A 24,253-nucleotide genomic window follows, 5' to 3' on the forward strand; every position below is an offset into this window, starting at 1 on the left:
CAGCGTGTCACGGGGACGCAAAAGATGGATACATTCGACAGGGAACTGATCTCGAACGGAAACCCGATGGAGGCGGTCGTTGGCTTCAGTCGCGCCGTCCGGGTCGGCCCCTTCATAAGCATCGGTGGGACGGCCCCCGTCGCGCCCGACGGCTCCACCGTCGGCGTGGGCGATGTGCAGGCTCAGACCATCCGCTGCATCGAGATCATCAAGGAGGCGCTCGAACAGGCCGGATCAGGGCTTCACGATGTCGTCCGGACCCGGGTCATCCTCACCAATATCGACAACTGGAAACCCGCCATCGAGGCGCGCAAACTCTACTTCCGCGAGATCCGTCCGGTCGACGCGATCATGGCGGTCTCGCGGTTCGTGAACCCCGAATGGCTCGTCGAATTGGAAGCGGACGCGGTGATCTCAGGCTGGGGCGATCACTCCGCCGCCTGATCGAGAACCGGGCGCTTGTCGAGCGCGCCCAGAAGCATCTCGCGCCGCCGCGCCGCGGCCTCCGCACTCGCATGCTTCACCGGGCCGAACCCGCGGATCTCCAGTGGCAGCCGCGCAAGCTCCACAGCGGCCGGCATGTTCTTCGGCGGATCGGCGAGGATCCGGGCCATATCCTTCTCGTATTGCCGGATCAGCTTGCGCTCCATCCGCCGCTCGGCAGAGTAACCGAACACATCGAACGGCGTGCCCCTCAGCCCCTTAAGCCGCGCCAGAACACCGAACCACCGCTCCATCCCCTGCCCGAAATCGCGCTTCTTGGGGCGCCCGCCGGGGCCCGTCTTCGACAGGATCGGCGGGGCCAGGTGATAGGTCAGCTTCAGATCGCCCGAAAACGCCTCCTCCGCCTTCGACCGGGTCTCCAGCAGAAGCCGCGCCACCTCGTACTCGTCCTTGTAGGCCAACAGCTTGTGATAGCCGAGCGCCACCGCCTCCTTCAGCCCCGCGTCCTCGACACGGTCGACGAGCTTGCGGTAGCGCCGCGCCAGCCGCAGGCCCTGGTACTCGGTCAGATGCCGTTCCCGGAACGCGATCCGCTCCGCAAGCGTCTTCGGCAGATCCACCACCGTCGGCGCCAGAAGCTCCGCCGCCGCCTCCGGCATCTCCACCGCCCAGCGGCCCAGCTCGAACGCGCGAAGATTCCGCTCAACTGCCGTCCCGTTCAGCTCGATCGCCTTCTCGATCGCTGCCCGTGACACGGGGATCAGGCCTTTCTGCCAGGCCGCACCGAAGGTCATCATGTTGGAATAGATCGAATCTCCCATCAGCGCCTCCGCCAGCGACGAGGCATCGAACAGGTTCACCCGGTCGCGCAGCTTCCGCTCCAGCGCCAGCGCCAGCCGCTCCGACGGAATGCGGAATTCGCGGTCCCGCGTGAACTCGCCTGTGATGATCTCGTGGCTGTTGACGACGGCCCCCGTCCGTCCCGTGGCGGTCAGTCCCAGGGTCTTCGACCCCGCGCTCACCACCAGATCCCCTCCGATCAGCGCGTCCGCTTCGCCCGTCGCAACCCGGATCGCCTTGATATCGGACGGTTTCTCACCAATCCGGCAATGGATGTGCACGGCACCGCCCTTCTGGGCGAGTCCCGCCATCTCCATCATCCCCGCCCCCTTGCCGTCCACATGGGCCGCCATCGCCAGCACGGCGCCGATCGTCACGACACCCGTGCCCCCGACCCCGGTGATCACCACGTTCCACGTGCCGTCGATCTCGGGAAGTTTGGGCTCGGGCAGCGCGCCCACCTGCACGTCCGCGCGCGCCTCCTTCCGCAACGCGCCGCCCTCGACGCTCACGAAAGACGGGCAGAAGCCCTTCACGCAGGAATAATCCTTGTTGCAGGAAGACTGGTCGATCGCGCGCTTCCGACCCAGTTCCGTCTCCACCGGCACGATCGAGACGCAATTCGACTGCACCCCGCAATCCCCGCACCCCTCGCAGACATCGGTGTTGATGAAGATCCGCCGGTCGGGATCGGGGAACGTGCCGCGCTTCCGCCGCCGCCGTTTCTCGGCGGCGCAGGTCTGCACATAGATGATCGCCGAGACGCCCTTGATCGCGCGGAACCGCTCCTGCACCTTCGGAAGTTCGTCACGCTCATGCCAGCTCACGCCGCTCGGAAACGGCCCCCGCGACGGCTCCTCCTTCGGATCATAGACGATGGCGATCTCCTGAACCCCCGCCGCCTGAATCTCCCGTGCGATCCGGTCGGGCGTCAGGTTCCCCTCATTCCCCTGCCCGCCGGTCATCGCCACGGCATCGTTGTAGAGGATCTTGAAGGTGATGTTCGTCCCCGCCGCCAGCGCGGCCCGGATCGCCAGCAACCCCGAATGGTTGTAGGTCCCGTCGCCAAGCTGCTGGAACACGTGCTCGGTCTTCGAAAACGGCGCCTCGCCGATCCAGTTCGCGCCTTCGCCCCCCATATGGGTGAAGCCCGACACGCCCCGGTCCATCCATCGCGCCATGAAATGACAGCCGATCCCGGCATAGGCCCGGCTGCCGTCGGGCACCTTGGTCGAGGTATTGTGCGGACACCCCGAACAGAAATAGGGAAGCCGCGCCGCGATATCCTCGGCATTGTCGGAAATTTTCGCAGAGGCAATGGTTTCCAGCCCGGCCTTGATGCGATCCGTGCCTCGCCCCTCCTCGATCAGGATGCCGCCGATCTTCTCGGCCACCATCACCGGATCAAGCGCCATGCGCGTCGGGAAAAGCTCTGCGTCGTGCAGGCCTCCGGCACCGCCCTTGTACCAGCCATAGACACGCCGCCCCTGCCGGTCGTCGAAAATCGCCTCCTTGATCTGCACTTCGATCAGCTTGCGCTTCTCTTCGACCACCACGATCAGGTCGAGGCCCTCGGCCCAGTCGTGGAAACTCGCCATATCCATCGGAAAGGTCTGGCCAATCTTGTAGGTGGTGATCCCCAGCCGCTCCGCCTCGCCCGCATCGATCCCGAGAAGCCCGAAGGCGTGCTCGAGATCCAGCCAGTTCTTCCCCGCCGCCACGAACCCGATCTTCGCACCGGCACTTCCCCACACCCGACGGTCGATTTTATTCGCTCGGGCAAAGGCTTCCGCGGCAAAGCGCTTGTAATCGATCATCCGCGCTTCCTGCTCGATCCAGTGATCGTGAAGCCGGATATTCAGCCCGCCCTCGGGCATATCGAACTCGGGCGTGACGAACTGCATCCGGTCAAGCCGCGCGTCCACGACACTCGTCACCTCGACGGTATCCTTCATCAGCTTGAGACCGGCCCACACCCCCGCGAACCGCGACAGCGCGTATCCGTAAAGCCCGTAATCCAGGATCTCCTGCACCCCTGCAGGCGATAGAACAGGCATATAGACATCGACAAGCGCCCAGTCCGACTGGTGGCACACGGTCGAACTTTCGCCGGTGTGATCGTCGCCCATCGCCATCAGGACACCGCCATGGGGCGATGTGCCCGCCATGTTGGCATGCCGCATCACGTCGCCAGACCGGTCCACACCGGGGCCCTTGCCGTACCAAAGCCCGAACACCCCGTCATAGGCCCCCTCGCCCCGGAGTTCCGCCTGCTGCGTGCCCCAAAGCGCGGTTGCCGCCAGATCCTCGTTCAGGCCGGGCTGAAACTTGATCTGCGCAGGCTCCAGCACCGATTTCGCCCGCGCCATCATCTGGTCGACGGCACCAAGCGGAGAGCCGCGATACCCGGTGACATACCCGGCGGTATTCAGCCCCGCCGCTTCATCCCGCGCCCGCTGCATCAGCATCAGCCGCACAAGCGCCTGGGTGCCGTTCAGCAGGACGTCTGATTTCGTAAGATCATACCGATCATGAAGGCTGACATCGCGCAGTGACATGAGGGACCTCCTGCCTTCAATTATAGGTCATAATTTCTGACCTAGAAAGCAAATCTTCGTGTCATCGACAGTTTGCAATTGCAGCATAACCCCGGATAAGGAGGAGACAGTTTTTAACGCTAACATTTTTCGGGTCTGAGGCGATGGACTGGGACAAGCTAAGAATATTCCACGCAGTGGCCGATGCGGGCAGTCTGACCCATGCCGGCGAAACCCTCCACCTGTCGCAATCGGCGGTCTCCCGCCAGATCCGGGCACTGGAAGAAACCCTGGGTGCCACCCTCTTCCACCGCCACGCCCGCGGCCTGATTCTCACCGAACAGGGCGAACTTCTCTTCGATGCCACCTCCGCCATGGCACGCCGCCTCGACACGGCCGAAGCACGCATCCGCGACAGCGAGGAAGAGGTGTTCGGCGAACTCCGCGTCACCACCACGATCGGCTTCGGCACGCTCTGGCTCGCCCCGCGCCTGCCCAAGCTCTACGAGAAATATCCCGACCTGAAGATCGACCTGAACCTCGAGGAACGGGTGCTCGACCTCCCCATGCGCGAGGCCGACGTGGCGATCCGGATGAAGGAGCCGAGCCAGGCCGATCTGATCCGCCGCCGCCTGATGAGCGTCCACATGCGCCTCTACGCGACCCCCCAGTATCTCGACGAACGCGGCCGGCTCGAACGCCCCTCCGATCTCTCGAAGCACCGCCTGATCTGTCAAAGCACATCGTCTTTCCAGGTCTCCGCCGGCGCGGCCCTCGTGCAGGAACTCCTTACCCACAACGTTCCCTCGACGCTCACCGTCAACAACTACTTCGGCGTTCTCCAGGCCACGCTGGCCAATCTCGGCATAGGCGTCCTGCCTGATTACGTGATCGAGGATTTCCCGCAGCTCGAGCGCGTGCTGCCGGAGATTGAATCGAACGAGGTGCCGGTCTTTCTCGCCTATCCCGAAGAACTCAGGCAATCGAAACGCATCGCCGCCTTCCGCGATTTCGTCACCGACGAGATCATCGCCCACCGCCGCCGCAAGAAAGCAGAGGCGGCAGCGACGGTTGGGACATAGCCATGCGCTGAGCGCATATCTGGATTGCGGTAATTTTAGGCAGTTTGCCTTGATCGGCGGCACAGTGCGGATTACATGCCTCGTGTCGCCGGTGGTTGAGCAATCCCGCCGACGGCAACCTCCCTGTTGGACTTGGGCCGAGCTTAGTGCTCGGCCTCTTTTTTTGTGCACGCGGCTCCTCCGCCTCCGCTTCCCACTTTCCCCTCCCCGGCCCTTCGCCTAAAAGCGTCGCGGGGCAAGAACGGGGGGCAGATATGCAGGAACCGGAGATCACACCGGAGCTCGTCGAAGCACACGGGCTGAAACCCGACGAATACGACCGCATCCTGAAGATCGTCGGACGCACGCCCAGCTTCACGGAGCTCGGCATCTTCTCGGCCATGTGGAACGAACACTGTTCGTACAAGTCCTCCAAGAAATGGCTCCGCACGCTTCCTACCGAAGGCCCGCAGGTCATCTGCGGCCCCGGCGAGAATGCAGGCATCGTCGATATCGGCGACGGCCAGGCGGTGGTCTTCAAGATGGAAAGCCACAACCACCCGTCCTACATCGAACCCTACCAGGGGGCCGCCACCGGCGTGGGCGGCATCCTCCGCGACGTCTTCACCATGGGTGCGCGCCCCATCGCGGCAATGAACTCGCTCAGCTTCGGCGAACCCGCGCACCCGAAAACCCGCCGCCTCGTCGCGGGCGTGGTCGAAGGGATTGGCGGCTACGGCAACGCCTTCGGCGTGCCCACCGTGGGCGGCGAGGTCCGCTTTCATCCCGCCTATAACGGCAACTGCCTCGTCAATGCCTTCGCGGCCGGCCTCGCCGATGCCGACAAGATCTTCTACTCCGCCGCCTCGGGCGTCGGCATGCCCGTCGTCTATCTCGGCGCAAAGACCGGGCGCGACGGCGTCGGCGGCGCCACCATGGCCTCGGCCGAATTCGACGACACGATCGAGGAAAAGCGCCCCACGGTTCAGGTCGGCGATCCCTTCACCGAAAAGCGCCTGCTCGAGGCCTGCCTTGAACTCATGGCCTCCGGCGCGGTGATCTCGATCCAGGATATGGGTGCCGCGGGCCTCACCTGCTCGGCGGTCGAAATGGGCGACAAGGGCGGCCTGGGGATCCGCCTCGATCTCGATCGCGTCCCCGTCCGCGAAACCGCCATGACGGCTTACGAGATGATGCTGTCAGAAAGCCAGGAGCGTATGCTCATGGTTCTCAAGCCCGAGAAGGAGGCAGAGGCCCGCGCAATTTTCGACAAGTGGGATCTCGATTTCGCCATCGTCGGCGAAACCATCGCCGAAGACCGTTTCCTCATCCTTCAGGGCAACGAGGTGAAGGCGGATCTCCCCCTCTCGCCCCTGTCCGGCGAAGCCCCCGAATACGACCGGCCCCACGTCGCCCCCGCCCCTGCGGCAGCCTTCGAAGAGGCGCTGGAAATCGACCCGCTCGAAGGCCTCCGCGCGCTGATCGGCTCGCCCAACTATGCCTCGAAGCGCTGGGTCTTCGAACAGTATGACAGCATGGTGCTGGCCGACACGGCTGAGGGTCCGGGCCTCGGCGCGGGCATCGTCCGCGTGCACGGCACCGACAAGCTTCTGGCCTTCACCTCCGACGTTACGCCCCGATACGTGCGCGCCAACCCCTTCGAGGGTGGCAAACAGGCGGTTGCCGAAGCCTATCGCAACCTCTCGGCCGTGGGTGCGCGCCCGCTTGCCTCCACCGACAACCTCAACTTCGGCAACCCCGAGAAGCCCGAGATCATGGGGCAGTTCGTCCACGCGATCAAAGGCATCGGCGAGGCCTGCGCGGCGCTCGACATGCCGATCGTCTCGGGCAACGTCTCGCTCTACAACGAAACCGATGGCCAGGCGATCCTGCCCACGCCGACGATCGGCGCGGTCGGGCTGATCGCCTCCGCAGACCAGATGATCGCGGGCCGCGCGCGCGATGGCGATCACGCCATTCTCATCGGCGCCACGGCGGGCCATCTCGGCCAGTCCGCGCTTCTGGCCGAGGCCTTCGGGCGCGAAGAGGGCGACGCACCGCCCGTCGATCTCGACGCCGAACTCCGGGCGGGCGAATTGATCCGCGCCTCCGCCGCCTATATCCACGCCGCCACAGATCTCTCTGATGGCGGCCTTGCCCTCGCGGCCTTTGAACTGGCCGCCGCCGCCGGGATCGGCCTCCGCCTCGATGTCTCTGACATCCCTACCCTTTTTGGCGAAGATCAGGCGCGCTACCTCGTCGCCACCGATTTCGACTGCGCCGAGGCACTGATGGCCGCCGCCGGCCGTGCGGGCGTGCCTGTCACCAATGTCGGCCGCTTCGGCGGAGAGACGATCGCAATCGGCCGTTCCGAGGCCCCCGCAAGCGAACTCTTCGCCCTCCATGGCTCTGCCTTCGAGGCGGCGGTGGGCTGAGGGCCCGCGCCGCCCAAGCCGCTCCCAACCGGCGCCAGTCAATCTTGCCGCTCCTTCCACGGCACATTAAATTACATCCATCACGACCCAACAGGACACCCGCCGATGCCGATGCAGGCCCATGAAATCGAAACGCTGCTCCGCGAAAGCTTCCCCAACGCCCGGATCGAGGTGGGCGGGGACGACGGCGTCCACATGTCCGCCCTCGTAATCGATGAAAGCTTCCGCGGCATGAACCGCGTGCAGCAGCAGCGTGCCGTCTACGCCGCGCTCAAGGGCAAGATGGATGGGCCGAATGGCGAACTCCACGCGCTCGCCCTCACCACCCGCGTGCCGGAATGACCTGGGCCCACCCGATAGTCTGGATATCGCTCGCGATCTTCGTCGTTCTTTTGCTGCGTGCGCTCGCCGTGGTTCGCCGCGAACGGCATGACGAACGCGGCGCCGAGCCGGGCACCGGATATCACGTGATCGACTCGAGCTATTTCTCGGGCGGCGGCGGCGGCGGGCACCAGTCGCAGTTTCGGGTCCCCCGCGACCCGCAGGAATACGCAAAGGGCTTCGTGCCCAGAAGCAAGGATCGGAAAGAATGACCTCAACCGTTGAAGACCAGATCAAGGACACCGTCACCGGAAACGACGTCGTGCTCTTCATGAAGGGCACCAAGATGATGCCTCAATGCGGCTTTTCCTCCCGCGTGGCGGGCGTCCTCAACTACATGGGTGTCGAATTCCAGGACGTGAACGTTCTTGAAGACGAAGGCATCCGACAGGGCATCAAGGAGTATTCCGACTGGCCGACGATCCCCCAGCTTTACGTGAAGGGCGAATTCGTGGGCGGCTGCGATATCATCACCGAAATGACGCTGTCGGGAGAGCTCGATACCCTCTTCGAGCAAAGCGGCGTGGCCTTCGACAAGGACGCGGCGAACAAGATTCGGGAACACAACGCTTAACGAAAAAGCGTTTGCTTTCGGGGCGGTTCCGGGCATCCGGCGCCGCCCCTTTTATTATTTTAAACAACATTCTACGGGCAGCGCCGCGCAATTTCGGTTGACCTTACCCTCTCGGTTAACGCACCCTTCAGGCACACAAATCCATGCCGCACGAGACTTTAAGGGATGCGGCGCATAAGGGAGAAATACATGAAAGCCCATTTCCTCGGCGCATTGGCCGCCGTGACGCTTGCTGCGGGCGCAGCCAGCGCTCAGCAAACCTTCATCGCCATCGGCACGGGCGGCGTAACAGGCGTCTACTACCCGACCGGCGGCGCGATCTGCCGTCTGGTGAACCGCGGGCGCGCCGAACACGGAATCCGCTGCGGCGTCGAATCCACCGGCGGTTCGGTGTTCAACATCAATGCGATCCGCAATGGCGAGCTTGAATTCGGCGTGGCCCAGTCCGACTGGCAGTTCCACGCCTATAACGGCTCCTCCCAGTTCGAAGAGCAGGGCGCCTTCGAAGGTCTCCGCGCTGTCTTCTCGGTCCACCCCGAACCCTTCACCGTGGTCGCCCGCGCCGATGCCGGGATTTCGAACTTCGACGACCTGAAGGGCAAGCGCGTCAACATCGGCAACCCGGGGTCCGGTCAGCGCGGCACGATGGACGTGGTGCTCGAAGCCAAGGGCTGGACAACCGGCGATTTCGCCCTGGCCTCCGAACTTCAGGCAGCGGAACAAAGCCAGGCGCTGTGCGACAACAACATCGACGCGATGATCTACACCGTCGGCCACCCCTCGGGCTCGATCCAGGAAGCGACGACGGCCTGTGATTCCGTGCTCGTGAACGTGACCGGCCCCGAAATCGAAGGGCTGATCAACGACAACCCCTACTACCGGGTCGCCACGATCCCGGGCGGCATGTACCGGGGCAACGACAACGACACCACCACCTTCGGTGTCGGCGCCACCTTCGTGACGTCCACCGACGTGCCCGAAGAGGTCGTCTACGAAGTCGTCAAGGCTGTGTTCGAGAACATCGACCAGTTCAAGGGCCTGCACCCGGCCTTCGCCAATCTCGATCCCAAGCAGATGGCAAATGACGGTCTTTCCGCGCCGCTCCACGCTGGTGCCGAAAAGTACTTCCGCGAAGCCGGCCTCATCGAATAACGCCGCACGCGCACAGACTTGCGGCGGGGCGCAAATGCGCCCCGCCGCTCAGGACCGCCTGACAAGGCGACCTTTTCCATAAGACATAGCTCGAAGGGGAATGGGCCATGACCGACCAGTCACAGGACGGCAAGGATCGCGGGCTCAGCGACGCCGAACTTCAGGATCTCGTCGCAAGCACCGATACCGGCGGTCGTGAACCGTCAAACCGCTCCGTCGCCCTGCTGATCGCCGGAACGGCGCTCGTCTGGTCGCTGTTCCAGCTCTGGATCGCCCAGCCCATGCTCTGGTTCGGCCAGTACCTTCCGGTCTTCAACGCCTCCCAGACGCGTCCCATCCACCTGATGTTCGCGGTCTTCCTGGCCTTCCTTGCATACCCCGCCTTCAAGAATTCCCCGCGCGACCGGGTGCCGGTCGTCGACTGGATCCTCGCCATCGCCGCCGCGGCCTGCGCCTTCTACGTCTTCGCCTTCTCCGATCACCTCGCCGTCACCGCCCGCTCGGGCCTGCCGACCGAAACCCAGGTCATCATCGGTGCCGCCGGCCTCGTCCTGCTGCTCGAGGCCTCGCGCCGCGCGCTTGGCCCCGCGCTGACGATCGTGGGCGGGCTTTTCCTGCTCTATGCTTATTTCGGCACCGGCTGGCTGATCCCCGAACTGATCGAACATGAAGGCCTGTCCTTCACGTCGCTCATCAACGCCCAGTGGCTCGACACGGCCGGCGTCTTCGGCATCCCGCTCGGCGTCTCGACGGCCTTCGTTTTCCTCTTCGTCCTCTTCGGCTCGCTGCTCGACAAGGCGGGCGCGGGCAACTACTTCATCAAGCTCGCCTTCGCGGGCCTTGGCCACCTCCGCGGCGGCCCGGCCAAGGCAGCGGTCGTGGGCTCGGCCATGACCGGCCTGATCTCGGGCTCGTCCATCGCCAATGTCGTCACCACCGGTACCTTCACCATCCCGCTGATGAAGCGCGTGGGCTTCACCTCCGAACAGGCGGGCTCGGTCGAGGTCGCCTCATCGGTGAACGGCCAGATCATGCCGCCGGTCATGGGCGCGGCCGCCTTCCTCATGGTCGAGTTCATCGGGATCTCCTATGTCGAGGTCATCAAGCACGCCTTCATCCCGGCGGTGATCTCCTACATCGCGCTCGTCTACATCGTGCATCTCGAAGCGTTGAAGAAGGACATGCCCGCCCTCGGCGAGGCGAAATCCTTCCTCGGCATGATCGTGAAAACCTTCATCGGCTTCGTCGTCTTCGGTGTGGGCTTCACGGCGCTGATCTACGGCGTCCACGCCCTCGAAGCCGCCGTGCCCAGCCTGACGGCCCCGATCATGATGAGCCTTCTCGGGCTTGCCTATCTCTGGCTCGTCGCCGTCGCGGCCCGCCAGCCAGATCTGGAAGCCGACGATCCGAACGACCCGGAAATCAAGATCCCGACCGTGGGAGAGGTCTACGCAACCGGCCTCCACTACATCCTCCCGATCTTCGTCCTGATCTGGTTCCTGATGGTCGAACAGCAGAGCCCGGCCAAATCGGCTTTCTACGCCACCGCGCTCATGCTCTTCATCATCGTCACGCAAAAGCCCCTGAAGGCCATCTTCCGCGGCAATGCCGGCGATATCGGCGGCCAGATCTCGGAAGGGTTCTCCGACCTGATCGAGGGCCTCATCGCTGGCGCCCGCAACATGATCGGCATCGGCGTCGCCACGGCGGCGGCGGGCATCATCGTCGCCACCGTGACGAAAACCCCGATCGGCACCGAACTCGCGGGGCTCGTCGAACAGCTCTCGGGCGGCATCCTGATCCTGATGCTGATCTTCGTTGGGATATTCTCGCTGATCCTCGGTATGGGCCTTCCGACGACGGCCAACTACATCGTGGTCTCTTCGCTCATGGCCTCGGTCGTTGTGTCGCTTGGCGCGCAGGAAGGCCTGATCGTGCCCCTGATCGCCGCGCACCTCTTCGTGTTCTACTTCGGGATCATGGCGGATGTGACACCGCCGGTGGGGCTTGCCAGCTTTGCCGCCGCCGCCGTCTCCGGCGGCGACCCGATCAAGACGGGCTTCACGGCCTTCTTCTACTCCCTCCGGACGGTCGCCCTGCCCTTCCTCTTCATCTACAATCCGACGCTGATCCTTTACGGGGTCGATCTCGGGACGACGGGAGGGATCCTCCAGGCGGTCTTCATCTTCATCGTGGCGACCATCGCGATGCTGCTCTTTGCCGCCGCCACCCAGGGCTATTTCCTGGCGAAATCGCGCATCCACGAAACCGCCGGCCTTCTCGTCGTGGCCTTTACGCTCTTCGTGCCGGGCTTCTGGCTCAACATGCTGCAAAGCCCGTTCTTGGATATCCCGCCTGCGCAGTTCGAACAGGCGGTGGCTGATGCGCCCGCGGGGTCGCGGCTCCGGCTTCAGATCGAAGGCCCCGATTTCAACACCGGCGAAACGGCCTCGACCACCCTAGTTATGGATATCGAGGGCGAAGGCACGGCACAGGAACGCATCGACGCCTCGGGCCTCCTGCTCTTCCCGGAAGGCGAGGTGGTGCGGCTTGACGAGCCGATGTTCGGCACACCCTCGGCCGAAAAGCTGGCCGATTTCGATTTCTACGCCGATACGCCGGTACGGCTGGCTTCGATCCAGGCCCCGCGTGAGCGGATGTCGAAATACGTCTTCTACATTCCGGCCCTGGCGCTTCTGGCGCTCATCGTCCTGATGCAGCGGCGGCGCCAGACAAAACCGGCCTTCTGAACGACACGGGGCGCCCATCTGGGCGCCCCGCTGCAATCTGCCTGTGTGCCGGTCTCGACCGGTCTGCGGTCAGGCCGCGCCCACGCGCTCCTCCACCGCATCCGCCAGCGCCTCGGCCCTTGCGGCGAGTTCCGAAAGCGTATCGGTCACCTCTTCGGGGATCCGCGCGACTTCCACCTCCCTTGGTGTCATCGCCGCCTCCCGCGCCTCTTCAAGCTGCGCGGTAAGCGATCCCACCTGCTTCTCCATCGCCTTTACCCGGTCATCCGCCCCGGCGGCCTTGTCGGCCAGCAGAAGCCCGGCCATCAGAAGCATCCGGCTTTCCGGCATCCGCCCGATCTGGCTCAGCAGCGTCTGCGCCTCGGTGTCCAGCATCTGGGCCGCGGCGTGAAGGAAATGCTCCTCGCCATCCTGGCAGGCCACTTCGAAATCCCGCCCGCCGATCGTGATCGTCACCTCAGGCACTGGCCGCCTCCTTCAGCATGGGTTCAAGTTCCGCGAGCGCCCGGTCGATCTCCGCCCGGTTCGCCTCGTTGAGTTCGCGCAAGGCCTCGATTTCCGTCTCGAGCGCACTGTTGACAAGGTCGGGATCGGCAAGCCCCGCGGCATTCGCCTGCCGAAGCGCCGCGTTCGACTGGCGCAGTTCGGCATTCACCGATCTCAGCCGCTGCAAATCCGCATCCGTATCGGTCAGCGCCTGCCGCAGCGTCGAGACCTCTTCCTGCAGCGAGGCCACCATCGTCTCCTGCCGCTCCTTGATCGCGCGCACGCGCTCTTCAAGCTGGGCATTCGCCTCCCGCTCCGCGGCAAGCTGATCCTGCAATTCGCTCTGATCATCCGCCGACAGGCGGGAAACAGCCGCCCCAACCCGCTCCAGCGCCGCGGTGATCCGCTGCTCGAGCTCCGCGATGTCCGACATCCTCGCGTCCCCTTTACCTGGTTCGCCCTGTCCTCTTGGTCATCCGCTCCGAATCAGGCCGGCAACCATTCCGCCAATTCTAGCCAGATGGGTCTGGGAGTTCACCCCCTCCCCGGGGCGGCCCCGCGCCGCCTTGCACTTGGCCCCGAGGCTGGTATCAGGTCGTCACCCGCCGCAGCTGGCGCGGCGTCAAGATAGGACACGGGACCTTTGGACATCGCACGACTGAGAGAGCTTCACCCCGACCACTGGCAAAAGGCAACCGCGATCCGGGCACTGGCCATGGATGCCGTTCAGGCGGCCAATTCGGGCCATCCGGGCATGCCCATGGGCATGGCCGATGTCGCCACAGTCCTTTTCGAGAAACACCTGAAATTCGATGCCTCGGCCCCTGACTGGCCCGACCGCGATCGCTTCATCCTCTCTGCCGGCCATGGCTCTATGCTTCTCTATGCGCTGCTCCACCTCACCGGCTACGCCGACATGACGCTGGAGCAGATCAAGAACTTCCGCCAGCTCGGCTTCAAGACCGCGGGTCACCCCGAATACGGCCACGCCAAGGGAATTGAGACAACGACCGGGCCGCTCGGCCAGGGCCTCGCCAACTCCGTCGGCTTCGCCATCGCCGAAGAAGCGCTCCGCGCCCGTTTCGGCAAGAAGATCGTCGATCACTACACCTACGTCATCGCGGGCGACGGCTGCCTGATGGAAGGCATCAGCCACGAGGCGATCGGCCTTGCCGGCATGCAGAAGCTCGGCAAGCTCATCGTGCTCTGGGATGACAACAACATCTCGATCGACGGCGAACTCTCGCTGTCGGACATCACCGACCAGCCGCGCCGCTTCCAGGCCGCGGGATGGCAGGTGATTTCCTGCGACGGCCACGACCCCGAGGATATCGACGCCGCCCTGACCAAGGCGAAATCCTCCAAGAAACCCACGATGATCGCCTGCAAGACGCGGATCGGCTTCGGCGCCCCCACGAAGGAAGGCACCGCGAAGGTCCACGGCTCGCCCCTCGGCCCTGACGAAATCCAGGCCACGCGCGACGCCTATGGCTGGCCTTACGGCCCGTTCGAAATCCCCGCCGAGGTCAAGGCGGCGTGGGAACACATTGGCGCCCGCGGCGGCGCCGAACGTGCCGAATGGCAGGGCCGTCTCGAAAGCCTGTCCTCGAACCGCCAGGCGGAATTCGCCCGCGTCATGTCGGGCGAGGCGCCGAAACGCCTCTCCGCCACGATCCGCGCCCTGAAGAAGCAGATCTCCGAATCCCAGCCCAAGGTCGCGACGCGCAAAAGCTCCGAAATGGTGCTCGAAGTCGTGAACCCGGTGATGCCCGAAACCATCGGCGGCTCCGCCGATCTTACCGGTTCGAACAACACCAAGACCGCCGATCTCGGTATCTTCGATCCGTCAAACCGCAAGGGCCGCTACGTCCATTTCGGGATCCGTGAACACGGCATGGCGGCGGCGATGAACGGCATGATCCTCCATGGCGGCATCAAGCCCTATGGCGGCACGTTCCTCACCTTCACCGATTACGCCCGCGGCGCCATGCGGCTGTCGTCGCTGATGGAAATCGCACCGGTTTATGTGATGACCCACGATTCCATCGGGCTTGGCGAAGACGGGCCGACGCACCAGCCGGTCGAACATATCGCCATGCTGCGCGCGACACCGAACTGCCGCGTCTTCCGTCCCGCCGATACGGTGGAAACGGCAGAGGCTTGGGAAATCGCGCTGACCTCGACCAAGACGCCCTCGGTGCTCTCGCTGACCCGCCAGGGCCTGCCGACGGTCCGGACCGAGCACAAGATCAAGAACCTCACGGCCCAGGGCGCCTATGTCCTTCGCGAGGCCGAGGGCAAGCGCCAGGCGATTCTCATGGCCACCGGCTCCGAAGTCGAAATCGCGCTCGCGGCCCGCGACCTTCTTCAGGCCGAGGGCATCGGCACCCGCGTCGTCTCCATGCCATGTTGGGAACTTTTCGAAGAACAGGACGAAGCCTATCGCAAGCGTGTCCTCCCCGCCGGCCCCGTCCGCGTGGCGATCGAGGCGCTGGTTCGTTTCGGCTGGGATCGCTGGCTCTTCGGCGAACGCGGCAAGCGCGAGAAGTCCGGCTTCATCGGCATGCACGGCTTCGGTGCCTCCGGCCCGGCTGAAGAGCTTTACGAACATTTCGGCATCACGGCAGAGGCGACGGCCACCAAGGTCAAGGATCTTCTCGAAGGCCGCTGGGCGCCAGACCCGCGCACCTGATCCCTTCCTGACGACCCGAAAAAAGGCCGGCGCTGCACCCGCAGCGCCGGCCTTTTCGCTTCAGCCCTCGCGCGATGCCCGCCCGGCCGTCAGTGCTCCCCCTGCGCCGCCTTTTCCGACCGGAAAAGGCCCATCACCGGCGTCAGCACGTAATGCGATACGGGGATCAGCACGAAGCCAAGCGCCAGCCCCACCACCCCGTCCAGCCCTGCGGTCACGATCCACTCCACGGCCCCCGCAAGGTTCTGCGACACGGCGCCGGCCACGCTCACGGAAATATCGTGAATGAAGTCGTAAGGCCCGTGCACACCCATCTCGTGCAGCCCGTGCACGATGATCGATCCGCCGACCCAGATCATCGCCGCCGTGCCCACAATGACAAGAAGCTTCATGAAGGTAGGCATCCCCTTCACGATGGCCTGCCCCAGCCAGCGCGTCATGCGAAGCCGCCCGTTCGCACACATGTGCAGCCCCGCGTCATCGGCCTTCACGATAAGACCCACGGCTCCGTAAACCGCGACCGTGATCAGCACCCCCGCCACACCCAGCGCCCCGGCATTCATCCAGAACGGCAGGTCCTCGGGCAGCGCCGACAGCGTGATCGTCATGATCTCCGCCGACAGGATGAAATCCGTCTTGATCGCGCCTTTGACCTTGGCTTCCTCAAGATGCGCGTCCTTCAGCTTCTCCTTGTACACATCCTCGGCATGGTGATCCGCCGGGTTCACCACGTGCCACACCTTCTCCGCCCCCTCGAAACACAGATACGCCCCCCCAAGCATCAGCAAGGGCGGGATCGCCCAGGGCGCGAAGGCCTGCAGGATCAGCGCCAGGGGCAGAAGGATCACAAGCTTGTTGAACAGCGATCCCTTGGCGATCTTCCAGACGATCGGAATCTCGCGATCGGCGGAAAAGCCATGCACGTATTTCGGCGTCACCGCTGCATCGTCGATCACCGCGCCCGCGGCCTTGGACGAGGCTTTGACGGCCTGCCCCACCACATCATCGACCGATGCCGCCGCAACCTTCGCGATTCCCGCGACGTCGTCCAGAAGTGCCAGAAGCCCGCTCATACCGTCTCTCCGCCCGTATCGCCTCGCCTTAACGATAGCGGTCCGAAGCGGGGCTTCAACGCGGTAATTCGGGACGTCGCGGCAGGTCAGTCGAAAAACAGACCCCGGATATCCTTCGAAAAGCTGCGGCGGACGTTGTTCATCTCGCCTTCCGAGATCCGGTGATCGAGCGTGTCCAGAACCGCGCCCACGGCAGCCGCCTCGTCCCCTAGCGGATCACTCCGGAAGTCTCGCTGAATCCCCTGCAGGAAGGCCGCGCGCGTCCGGTCACGCACCGGCGTCTTCGATGGATCCCAGCCCTCGTAATAGATCCCCCGGATCATGATCGGCATCTGCGCCGCAAGCTGCGCCGCTTCGTCGACGCTCAGATGATCGCGGATCGCATGCAAGACCGACCGCAAAAGCCTGTAGGCACGCTGTTTGTTGCCCCATCCGGCCCGCTCGTCGACCTCGTTGATCCAGATATTCGCCTGCTGAACGGATTCGTCGATGATCTTCAAACCAAGTGCGCTCATGGTCCACCTCCCCGATGTCCGGCGAATCCATTTCACCAGATCGGCGCGGCTCACATGCTGACGCAGATCAGCCTGCGCGCATCAGCGACGGCAGGCGATTGACGTCCTTGTAAAGCAGGTACCGGAACGGCCCCGGCCCGCCAGCATAGCAGGCCTGCGGGCAAAAGGCGCGCAGCCACATGAAATCACCGGCCTCCACCTCCACCCAGTCGTCGTTCAGCCGGTAGACGGCCTTGCCCTCGAGTACGTAAAGCCCGTGCTCCATCACATGGGTCTCGGCAAAGGGAATGACGGCCCCGGGCATGAAACTCACTATATTGACGTGGAAATCGTGGGCCAGATCGTCGGACGTCACGAAACGCTGCGTCGCCCACGCGCCATCCGTTCCGGGCATCGGATCCTTCGCCACCCGCGCCTCGTGGGTGACGAACGGCGCGGGCGGCTCAAGCCCCGGCGCCGGTTGCCAGCGTTTCCGGATCCAGTGGAATCGCGCCGGCCCCGCCCCCCGGTTCCGGATCCGCCATCCGCATCCCGGTGGAAGATAGGCATAGCTCCCGGGCTCCAGCGCATGATCCGCCGCCCCGAGGCTCAGCGTTGGCGTCCCACCGGTGACGAAGATCACCGCCCCCGCACCGGCATCGCTCTCCGGGGCATCCGATCCGCCCCCGGGCGCAAGTTCCATGATGATCTGGCTGAACGTCTCCGCAAACCCGGTCAGCGGCCGCGCCAGAACCCAGCCCCGCGCGCCCTCCCACCCAGGGAAGGCCGAGGTCACGATATCGGTCATAACGCCCCGCGGAACCACCGCGTAAGCCGTTGTAAACACGGCCCGGCCCGTCAATAGCTGCGATTGCGGCGGAAGCCCGCCCTGCGGTGTTCCATAACTCATGGGCCGATCATTCCGCGATCGCCCGGGAATAACTACCAAGCACCTTGCAGAAACACCTTCAGCAAAGACAGGCATGGCCCGCAGCATGCCCCGATGGAACCTCCCGCACCGTCAAACGTTCTATTTGCGAAGCCAGCGCCGTCACCCTAGGGCGATGGTATGGAGAGTTGACATGAACGAACTGCGCGTATTCGGGCAATCCCCCCTTGGGCAGCCGCCCTTGGCGAAACCGTCTCCGGCACCGTTCAACGAACTCGAAATCGCTGAACTGAACAAGGGCAGCATTCGCACCATTTCCTTCCGTGACGGTGAAAACCTGATCTCCGCGGGATCGGTCATTTCACACAGTTACCTGCTTACCGATGGCTGGGTCGGGCGTGTCTACACGGCACTCGACGGCCGCCAGCAAGTCGTGAACACATACCTCCCGGGCGATATCTACATCGTGCGCCATGGTCAGACCCGCCGCGCCACCCTCGACGCGGTTGCCCTGACCGATGGCGCGGCGATCGCAATCGATCCCAAGGCAATGGCCGACGCCGCCCAACGCCTGCCCGAGCTTCAGGACAAGCTGAACTGGCACACGATGCGGGTGATGAACATCGTCTCGAACCAGGTCGTGTCGCTGTCGCTCCGCGCCTCGGCCAAGCGCATCCTGTTTCAGCTTCTCGAAATCCGGCTGCGCCTCGAACAGGTCCATCAGCTCGAGGATGGCGGCTACGACCTGCCCCTCTCCCAAACCGAACTCGGCCAGATCTGCGGGCTCTCGGTCGTCGCGGTGAACCGTGCAATGCGCCGCCTGCGCGATCAGGGCCTGATCTCCGGCACAGGCCGGAAGATCGGCTTCCCCAATCTCACCGCAGCCATGGCCTTCGCCGAATTCGACCCGGGCTATCTCGAACCCTACGCCTCCCCCGTCGCCGCTGCGCAATAAGGCGCTACGACCTGAACCGCGCGCCCTCGGGGTCGAACAGGGGGTCCGTCACCAGCCGCGCCTTGCGCATCTCGCCGAGGATCTCGATCTCGACCTCCAGCCCGTCCGCCGCCCGCTCCCGCGGCACGAAGCCCAGGGCAACCGATTGCGCCGCCCAGTGTGAATAGCCACCCGAGGTGCAGAAGCCCTGCACCCGGCCATCCAGCCAGATCGGCTCATAGGCCACCACATCGGCATCCTCCGCCTCGACGACAAAAGCAGCCAGAACACGGTCCGGCGGCGCTGCCCGCTCCGCCTCCGCCGCCGCCCGACCAATGAAATCCACGTCCTTCTTCCACGAAATGAACCGGTCGAGCCCTGTCTCCGCCGGCGTGTAATCGGGCGAGTATTCCCGCATCCACGACCCGAAGAAGCGGTCAAGCCTGAGGCTCATCATCGCCCGCATCCCGAAAGGCGCCATGCCGTGCGCCTTCCCCGCCTGCCAGAGATAGCCGAACAGCACCCGCTGGCTCACCGGATCGCAGAAGATCTCATAGCCCAGGTCGCCGGTATAGCTCACCCGCTGCACAACGCAGTCCGCCATCCCCACCGTCATCCGCTTCACGTCGAGAAACCGGAACGCCTCGTTCGACACATCCGCCCCGCTCGCCGCGGCCAGCACATCGCGCGCCTTCGGCCCCGCGATCTGAAACCCCGTCACCCGGTCCGAGATGTTCTCGACGATCACCCCCGGTTCGGCATGGGCCTCGAACCACCGCAAGTGATAGTCCTGCGCCCCGTAACTCGCCGTCAGCCGGAACTCGCCTTCGCTCAGGCACGACACGGTGAAATCCCCGATCAGCCGCCCCTTTTCCGACAGCATCGGCGTCAGCGACAGGCGCCCCGGCCCCGGGATCCGTCCCGCCATGATCCGGTCAAGCCAGGCCCGCGCGCCCGGCCCCGCCACGCGGAACTTGCCGAAATTGTGGGTCTCGTTGATCCCCACCCCCTCACGCACCGCCCGCACCTCCCGCGCCACGGCCTCCCAGGCGTTGGACCGCCGGAAACTCGGGGTCTCGAAGCGCGGCTCCTCGCCCTGGGCGAAGTAGTTCGGCACTTCGAGGCCGTACTGCGCCCCCCAGACCGCGCCCAACTCCTCCCAGATGTCGTAGACCGGCGTCGACCGGAAAGGCCGCGCGGCGGGCAGTTCCTCGTTCGGATAGCTCACCGAAAACCGCCGCTGATAGTTCTCGATCACCTTCGGCACGGTGTAACCCGGCGTCGTCCACCGCCCGAACCGCGCCACATCCATCGCGAAGACATCGCGCTCGGGCTCACCCTCGACCATCCATTGCGCCAGGCTCAGGCCCACGCCGCCCCCCTGGCTGAACCCCGCCATCACGGCACAGGCCGACCAGTAGTTCCTGAGCCCCGGCACCGGCCCAACCAGCGGGTTCCCGTCGGGCGCGAAGGTGAACGGCCCGTGGATCACCCGCTTCACCCCGGCCCGTTCCAGCACCGGAAACCGCCGATAGGCGAAATCCACACTCTCCTCGATCTTCTCGAACTGGTCGTTCAGAAGCTCGTGCCCGAACTCCCAGGGCGTTCCCCCGACGGCCCAGGGCTCGCATTTCTGCTCGTAGAACCCGATGCAAAGCCCCCGGCCCTCCTGGCGCAGGTAACTCTCTCCACCGGGATCCATCACATGGGGAAACTCCTCGCCGCGTTCATAGATCTCGGGGATATCCTCGGTCACGAGGTACTGATGCGCCATCGGCAGAAGCGGCAGGTAAACGCCCGCCATCGCCGCCACCTCCCGTGCCCAAAGCCCGGCGGCATTCACCACATGCTCTGCATGCACGGTGCCCTTCTCCGTCACCACGTCCCACGTTCCGTCCGCCCTCGGGCTGGTCTCCAGCACCCGGCAATGGGTCACGATCTCCGCGCCCCCCATCCGCGCGGCCTTCGCATAGGCATGGGTCGTCCCCGACGGATCGAGGTGCCCGTCAAGCGGATCGTAAAGCGCCCCGAGGATCCCGTCGGTGTTCACCAGCCCGTCGGTCCGCGCCACGATCTCTTCGGGCGACAGAACCTTGGTCTCAAGCCCCATGTAGCGGTGCTTCGCCCGCTCCGCCTTCAGCATGTCGAACCGCTCGGGGCTATCGGCCAGCGTGATCCCGCCCACGTGGTGCAACCCGCAGGACATGCCCGTGATCTCCTCGAGCTCCCGGTAAAGCCGGATTGTATAGCCCTGAAGCGCGGCCATGTTGGTGTCGCCATTGAGCGTATGAAAGCCGCCCGCCGCGTGCCATGTCGACCCGCTCGTCAGTTCCGACCGCTCCAGCAGCATCACATCCGCCCAGCCAAGCTTCGTCAGGTGATAGGCCACCGAACAGCCCACCACGCCCCCGCCGATCACCACCACCCGTGCCGTCGTCTTCATGGCGCAGTTCCCTTCATTTTGGCCCAAATACTCCCGCCGGAGGCGGCGTCCCGCCGAAGGCGGGACCACGATGGATGTCGCGCCGGAGGCGCGTCCGCCAGGCTCACGACTCCCGACCTTCCGCCTTCAGGCGCGCATAAAGCGCCCCGGCCCGCGCATCCCCGGCCTCGAGCGCGAAGATATAGGCATGGGTCAGGAAGAAGCACGCCCGGTCCACGTCACCCGCCGCCTCCGCGGCCTCCGTGTAAAGCCCGACAAGCGCGGTCCCGTCCCCCGCCCCATGGGCGGCGAGAAGCCCGGCCTCTATCTCGCCCGCCGGCCGGCTCATTCCGCGGCCAGAGCGCCCTCGCTCCGCATAAGCCGTTCCGCCACCCAGCGGTGAAAGTGATGCGTGGGCCCGTCCATCGCGGGCGAGAACCGGCCCCCGTCATAGCCCCAGGCGCCACGCGCCTTCTGCATCCCCTCGACGACGCCGATATCCTCCTCGAAGACGACGCGCCACTGCGCGGCATTCTTCCGGCGCAGGCCCTCGGGCGCCTCGGGAACGGCATAGTAGAGGTGGATATGCTCCTCCGTCACACCCGCGCCCTTCGGCTCCAGAAGGATCGCGAACACGTGGTCCCGCTGCACGCCCAGAAGAACATTGGGCGTCACCGTCACGTATTCCCCCGCCGTATCCCACTTCTCCGAAAGCCCCGGGAAATCGGGAAACCGCATTCCGTCCTCATCCTCTATCTGGCGATAGACTTCCGTGCCCTGCCCGGAAAACTCGGGCTCCATGATGTGGTAATGGTCTTCCAGCCGCGAATAGCTGTTCAGACCCGGATGCACCCAGGGCAGGTGATAGCTCTCACAGTAATTTTCCACCGCCAGCTTCCAGTTCGTGCGGCATATCAGCGTGAACGTGCTGTCCGCCCCGCCATGGTAGAGAGGCACATCGAACTCGCCCCACCGGTCGATCAGCTTCGCGTGCTGCTCTTCGAACGCGGGCGCGTCGCCCGAGAGGTTGATGAAGACGACGTCCATCCAGACATGGGCCCGCACCTCCATCAGCCCCATCTCTTCCCGCTTCATCTCGGGATGGGTGTTGTGCCCGGGGCCGCCGACATGGGGCGTGGCCACAAGCCGGCCCTCGTGGCTGTAGCACCAGGAATGATAGGGGCAGCGGATCGCCCCTTCGATCTTTCTCGGCTCGGTCACGAGGATCATGCCACGGTGGCGGCAGATGTTCTGAAACACCCGCACGACCCCATCCTTGCCCCGCAGAACGAAAAGCGGCACGCCGAGGAAATCGACAGGCCGCGCATCGCCCGGCTCCGGCACGTCGGATGCGGTACAGATCCCGGCCCATGTGTCGAACCACAAGGGTTTCCGCTCCGCCTGGAACACCTCCTCCGAGGTGTAATGCGCGTTCGGCAGCCCGCGTGCTTCGGCCACGGGCTTCAGGACATCGGACAAATCGCTCAGGGACATCTCACAGGGGCTCCGGCTGGCATCTCGCGGCCCACTCTGCCTATTTGGCAGGCTTCGCCGCAGTCTCAAAACCGACACCATCAGGTCGCGTTCGGTCGGGTGACGGCATTGCCGGCAGGCCTAGGCTGAACCATGCACCGCCGCATTGCCCTCTCCCTTCTCGCCGCCGCCCTTGCGGCACCCGCCTGGGCCGAAACCCGGCGCCTCACGGCCGCCGAGATCGAGGCCCTGCTCTCAGGCCGCAAGATCACCGGCGCGTGGAACGGCAAAGCTTACAGCCAAACCTTCGCGGCCACCGGCCACACCGTCTACATCCCGAAGGGTGGCCGCCCCGATGCGGGCCGCTGGCGCGTGAACCCCGAGACCGACAGCTACGAAAGCTTCTGGGAACGCTCGGGCTGGTCCTCCTAAGCGATCGAACGCGCCGAGGGCGGCACGCTCTACTGGGTCGACGGCGCGGGCGTGCGGCGCCCCTTTGCGCTCGCCCCTGCCGACTGATCCGGCAGGTCAAGCGTCACCGGCAGCCCCGTCACCGCCGCCTCCTGCGCGGCAAGCCCCATCGCCACCGCCCGGGCCCCGTCCATCAGCGTCACTTCGGGCGCGATCTCGCACCGCACCGCGCGCTGGAACAGCACGTGCTGATAGAAGGTCGATCCGTTGTGATCGCCGGCATCGAGCAGCGTGGGATCCACCGGGATCTCCACCGCCATCGGCCCCTTCGGCTGGCGCGGGCTGACGATCACCTGCGCGACCGGCGGTTCGCCCAGATGGGTGGGCCAGAACCGCCCCGGCCCCGGCACGAAACACTCGATCTTGCCTTCGGGGCCCACGGCCGAGATCTCTTCCTGATACCGCGCCCCTTCGGCATACATGCACAGCTCCAGCATCGCGCGCGCGCCCCGCGAAAACTCCGCGATCACATAGGCCGTATCCCAGATATCGGGCACCTCGCCCTCATAGGCCTCGTCGAGGTGGTTCACTTCCTGCCCCGCCGAGGCAAGAATCCGCACCGGCTCGTCCTTCAGGATATGCCGCATCAGGTCGAAGAAGTGACAGCATTTCTCGACAAGAGTGCCGCCGGAATAACGGTTGAACCGGTTCCAGTTCCCCACCTTCTCGAGAAACGGAAACCGGTGCTCGCGCACGGTCAGCATCCGGATCCCGCCGGTGGCCCGCTCCGCCTCCTCGATGAATTTCGCCACGGGGGGCATGTATCGGTATTCCATCGCCACCCAGACCGGCGCGGGATAGCCCGCAGCCAGCGCCGCGATCCGCGCGGCATCGGCGGGATCGGTGTAAAGCGGCTTTTCGATCAGCAGCGGCAGGGGCCGCAACGCCGCGATTTCCTCAAGCTGGCTCACATGCAGGAAGTTGGGGCTCGCCACCAGAAGGCAGTCGATCGCCTCGTCGGCCAGAAGCTCTCCCACTGTCCTGTGCACCTTGGCGTTGGGCGCCATGGCCTTGGCCTTCGCCAGCATGATCTCGCTCGGGTCGAACAGCCCCGCCACCCGCGCATCGGGCAGAAGCGCGATGTTGCGGATATGCTCCTGTCCCATCATGCCGCATCCGATGATGCCGTAATTCATCCGTTCCAT

At 64.8% G+C, this 24,253-nt stretch carries 21 protein-coding genes; 11 read left to right on the forward strand and 10 right to left on the reverse strand.

Annotated features, from left to right (window positions below):
* Window positions 1-24 precede the first annotated feature (24 nt).
* Window positions 25-444 (forward strand): RidA family protein, encoded by a 420-nt coding sequence (locus RXV90_RS02585; protein ID WP_316646679.1) that lies wholly within the window; start codon window positions 25-27, stop codon window positions 442-444.
* On the opposite strand, the gene RXV90_RS02590 is transcribed toward RXV90_RS02585, so the two are convergent.
* Window positions 429-3,842, reverse strand: a complete 3,414-nt coding sequence (locus RXV90_RS02590) for an indolepyruvate ferredoxin oxidoreductase family protein (RefSeq protein ID WP_316646680.1) — start codon at window positions 3,840-3,842, stop codon at window positions 429-431. The genes RXV90_RS02585 and RXV90_RS02590 overlap by 16 nt on opposite strands.
* Window positions 3,843-3,985: 143 nt before the next feature.
* Between RXV90_RS02590 and RXV90_RS02595 the strand changes: the two genes are divergently transcribed.
* The 7 genes from RXV90_RS02595 (at window position 3,986) to RXV90_RS02625 (ending at window position 12,174) form a co-directional block, all read left to right on the forward strand.
* The gene (locus RXV90_RS02595; RefSeq protein WP_316646681.1) at window positions 3,986-4,903 is read left to right on the forward strand and encodes a LysR family transcriptional regulator; all 918 of its coding nucleotides are present in this window, start codon (window positions 3,986-3,988) and stop codon (window positions 4,901-4,903) included.
* A gap of 254 nt (window positions 4,904-5,157) precedes the next feature.
* A complete protein-coding gene (gene purL / locus RXV90_RS02600; RefSeq protein ID WP_316646682.1) occupies window positions 5,158-7,317 on the forward strand; it encodes a phosphoribosylformylglycinamidine synthase subunit PurL in 2,160 nt (719 codons plus the stop codon).
* 105 nt (window positions 7,318-7,422) lie between these two features.
* A complete protein-coding gene (locus RXV90_RS02605; protein ID WP_316646683.1) occupies window positions 7,423-7,659 on the forward strand; it encodes a BolA/IbaG family iron-sulfur metabolism protein in 237 nt (78 codons plus the stop codon).
* On the forward strand, window positions 7,656-7,910 hold the full coding sequence (locus RXV90_RS02610) for a hypothetical protein (protein WP_316646684.1): 255 nt from the start codon (window positions 7,656-7,658) through the stop codon (window positions 7,908-7,910). The genes RXV90_RS02605 and RXV90_RS02610 overlap by 4 nt, the downstream gene beginning before the upstream one ends.
* Window positions 7,907-8,272 (forward strand): Grx4 family monothiol glutaredoxin, encoded by a 366-nt coding sequence (gene grxD / locus RXV90_RS02615; RefSeq protein ID WP_316646685.1) that lies wholly within the window; start codon window positions 7,907-7,909, stop codon window positions 8,270-8,272. The genes RXV90_RS02610 and grxD overlap by 4 nt, the downstream gene beginning before the upstream one ends.
* A 189-nt stretch (window positions 8,273-8,461) precedes the next feature.
* Window positions 8,462-9,424, forward strand: a complete 963-nt coding sequence (locus RXV90_RS02620; RefSeq protein ID WP_316646687.1) for a TAXI family TRAP transporter solute-binding subunit — start codon at window positions 8,462-8,464, stop codon at window positions 9,422-9,424.
* Window positions 9,425-9,531: 107 nt separating this feature from the next.
* Complete coding sequence (locus RXV90_RS02625; RefSeq protein ID WP_316646688.1) at window positions 9,532-12,174, forward strand: TRAP transporter permease; 2,643 nt, start codon at window positions 9,532-9,534, stop codon at window positions 12,172-12,174.
* Window positions 12,175-12,243: 69 nt separating this feature from the next.
* Here the strand turns inward: RXV90_RS02625 and RXV90_RS02630 are convergent, their stop codons facing one another.
* Together RXV90_RS02630 and RXV90_RS02635 are read right to left on the reverse strand one after the other, a co-directional pair.
* Window positions 12,244-12,639 (reverse strand): cell division protein ZapA, encoded by a 396-nt coding sequence (locus tag RXV90_RS02630; RefSeq protein ID WP_316646690.1) that lies wholly within the window; start codon window positions 12,637-12,639, stop codon window positions 12,244-12,246.
* Complete coding sequence (locus tag RXV90_RS02635) at window positions 12,632-13,093, reverse strand: hypothetical protein (protein ID WP_316646691.1); 462 nt, start codon at window positions 13,091-13,093, stop codon at window positions 12,632-12,634. Before RXV90_RS02635 ends, RXV90_RS02630 begins: the two co-directional genes overlap by 8 nt.
* 210 nt (window positions 13,094-13,303) lie before the next feature.
* Here RXV90_RS02635 and tkt point away from each other — a divergent pair, with 210 nt between their 5' ends.
* Window positions 13,304-15,352 carry a transketolase gene (gene tkt, locus RXV90_RS02640; protein ID WP_316646692.1) on the forward strand — a complete coding sequence of 683 codons (2,049 nt, stop codon included), beginning with the start codon at window positions 13,304-13,306 and terminating at the stop codon, window positions 15,350-15,352.
* Window positions 15,353-15,441: 89 nt separating this feature from the next.
* On the opposite strand, the gene RXV90_RS02645 is transcribed toward tkt, so the two are convergent.
* The 3 genes from RXV90_RS02645 to RXV90_RS02655 form a co-directional block, all read right to left on the reverse strand.
* Window positions 15,442-16,425: a DUF808 domain-containing protein gene (locus RXV90_RS02645; protein ID WP_316646693.1), complete on the reverse strand. Its 984-nt coding sequence runs from the start codon at window positions 16,423-16,425 to the stop codon at window positions 15,442-15,444.
* A gap of 86 nt (window positions 16,426-16,511) precedes the next feature.
* The gene (locus RXV90_RS02650) at window positions 16,512-16,940 is read right to left on the reverse strand and encodes a DUF2267 domain-containing protein (RefSeq protein WP_316646695.1); all 429 of its coding nucleotides are present in this window, start codon (window positions 16,938-16,940) and stop codon (window positions 16,512-16,514) included.
* A gap of 67 nt (window positions 16,941-17,007) precedes the next feature.
* A complete protein-coding gene (locus RXV90_RS02655; protein ID WP_316646696.1) occupies window positions 17,008-17,829 on the reverse strand; it encodes a bifunctional allantoicase/(S)-ureidoglycine aminohydrolase in 822 nt (273 codons plus the stop codon).
* A 172-nt stretch (window positions 17,830-18,001) separates the two neighbouring features.
* Here RXV90_RS02655 and RXV90_RS02660 point away from each other — a divergent pair, with 172 nt between their 5' ends.
* Window positions 18,002-18,763 carry a Crp/Fnr family transcriptional regulator gene (locus RXV90_RS02660; RefSeq protein ID WP_316646697.1) on the forward strand — a complete coding sequence of 254 codons (762 nt, stop codon included), beginning with the start codon at window positions 18,002-18,004 and terminating at the stop codon, window positions 18,761-18,763.
* A gap of 4 nt (window positions 18,764-18,767) precedes the next feature.
* Here RXV90_RS02660 and RXV90_RS02665 read toward each other — a convergent pair whose 3' ends face one another.
* From RXV90_RS02665 to RXV90_RS02675, 3 genes are all read right to left on the reverse strand, one after another.
* Window positions 18,768-21,185, reverse strand: coding sequence for a GcvT family protein (locus RXV90_RS02665; protein ID WP_316646698.1), 2,418 nt, complete (start codon window positions 21,183-21,185; stop codon window positions 18,768-18,770).
* 103 nt (window positions 21,186-21,288) lie between these two features.
* Complete coding sequence (locus RXV90_RS02670) at window positions 21,289-21,513, reverse strand: hypothetical protein (protein ID WP_316646699.1); 225 nt, start codon at window positions 21,511-21,513, stop codon at window positions 21,289-21,291.
* Window positions 21,510-22,658, reverse strand: a complete 1,149-nt coding sequence (locus RXV90_RS02675) for an aromatic ring-hydroxylating oxygenase subunit alpha (protein WP_316646700.1) — start codon at window positions 22,656-22,658, stop codon at window positions 21,510-21,512. Before RXV90_RS02675 ends, RXV90_RS02670 begins: the two co-directional genes overlap by 4 nt.
* A gap of 132 nt (window positions 22,659-22,790) precedes the next feature.
* Here RXV90_RS02675 and RXV90_RS02680 point away from each other — a divergent pair, with 132 nt between their 5' ends.
* The gene (locus tag RXV90_RS02680) at window positions 22,791-23,069 is read left to right on the forward strand and encodes a hypothetical protein (protein WP_316646701.1); all 279 of its coding nucleotides are present in this window, start codon (window positions 22,791-22,793) and stop codon (window positions 23,067-23,069) included.
* Between the two features lie 29 nt (window positions 23,070-23,098).
* Here the strand turns inward: RXV90_RS02680 and RXV90_RS02685 are convergent, their stop codons facing one another.
* Complete coding sequence (locus RXV90_RS02685; protein WP_316646702.1) at window positions 23,099-24,253, reverse strand: Gfo/Idh/MocA family protein; 1,155 nt, start codon at window positions 24,251-24,253, stop codon at window positions 23,099-23,101.

The sequence above is a fragment of the Ovoidimarina sediminis genome (genome assembly GCF_032586175.1).
Lineage (GTDB): Bacteria > Pseudomonadota > Alphaproteobacteria > Rhodobacterales > Rhodobacteraceae > Ovoidimarina > Ovoidimarina sediminis.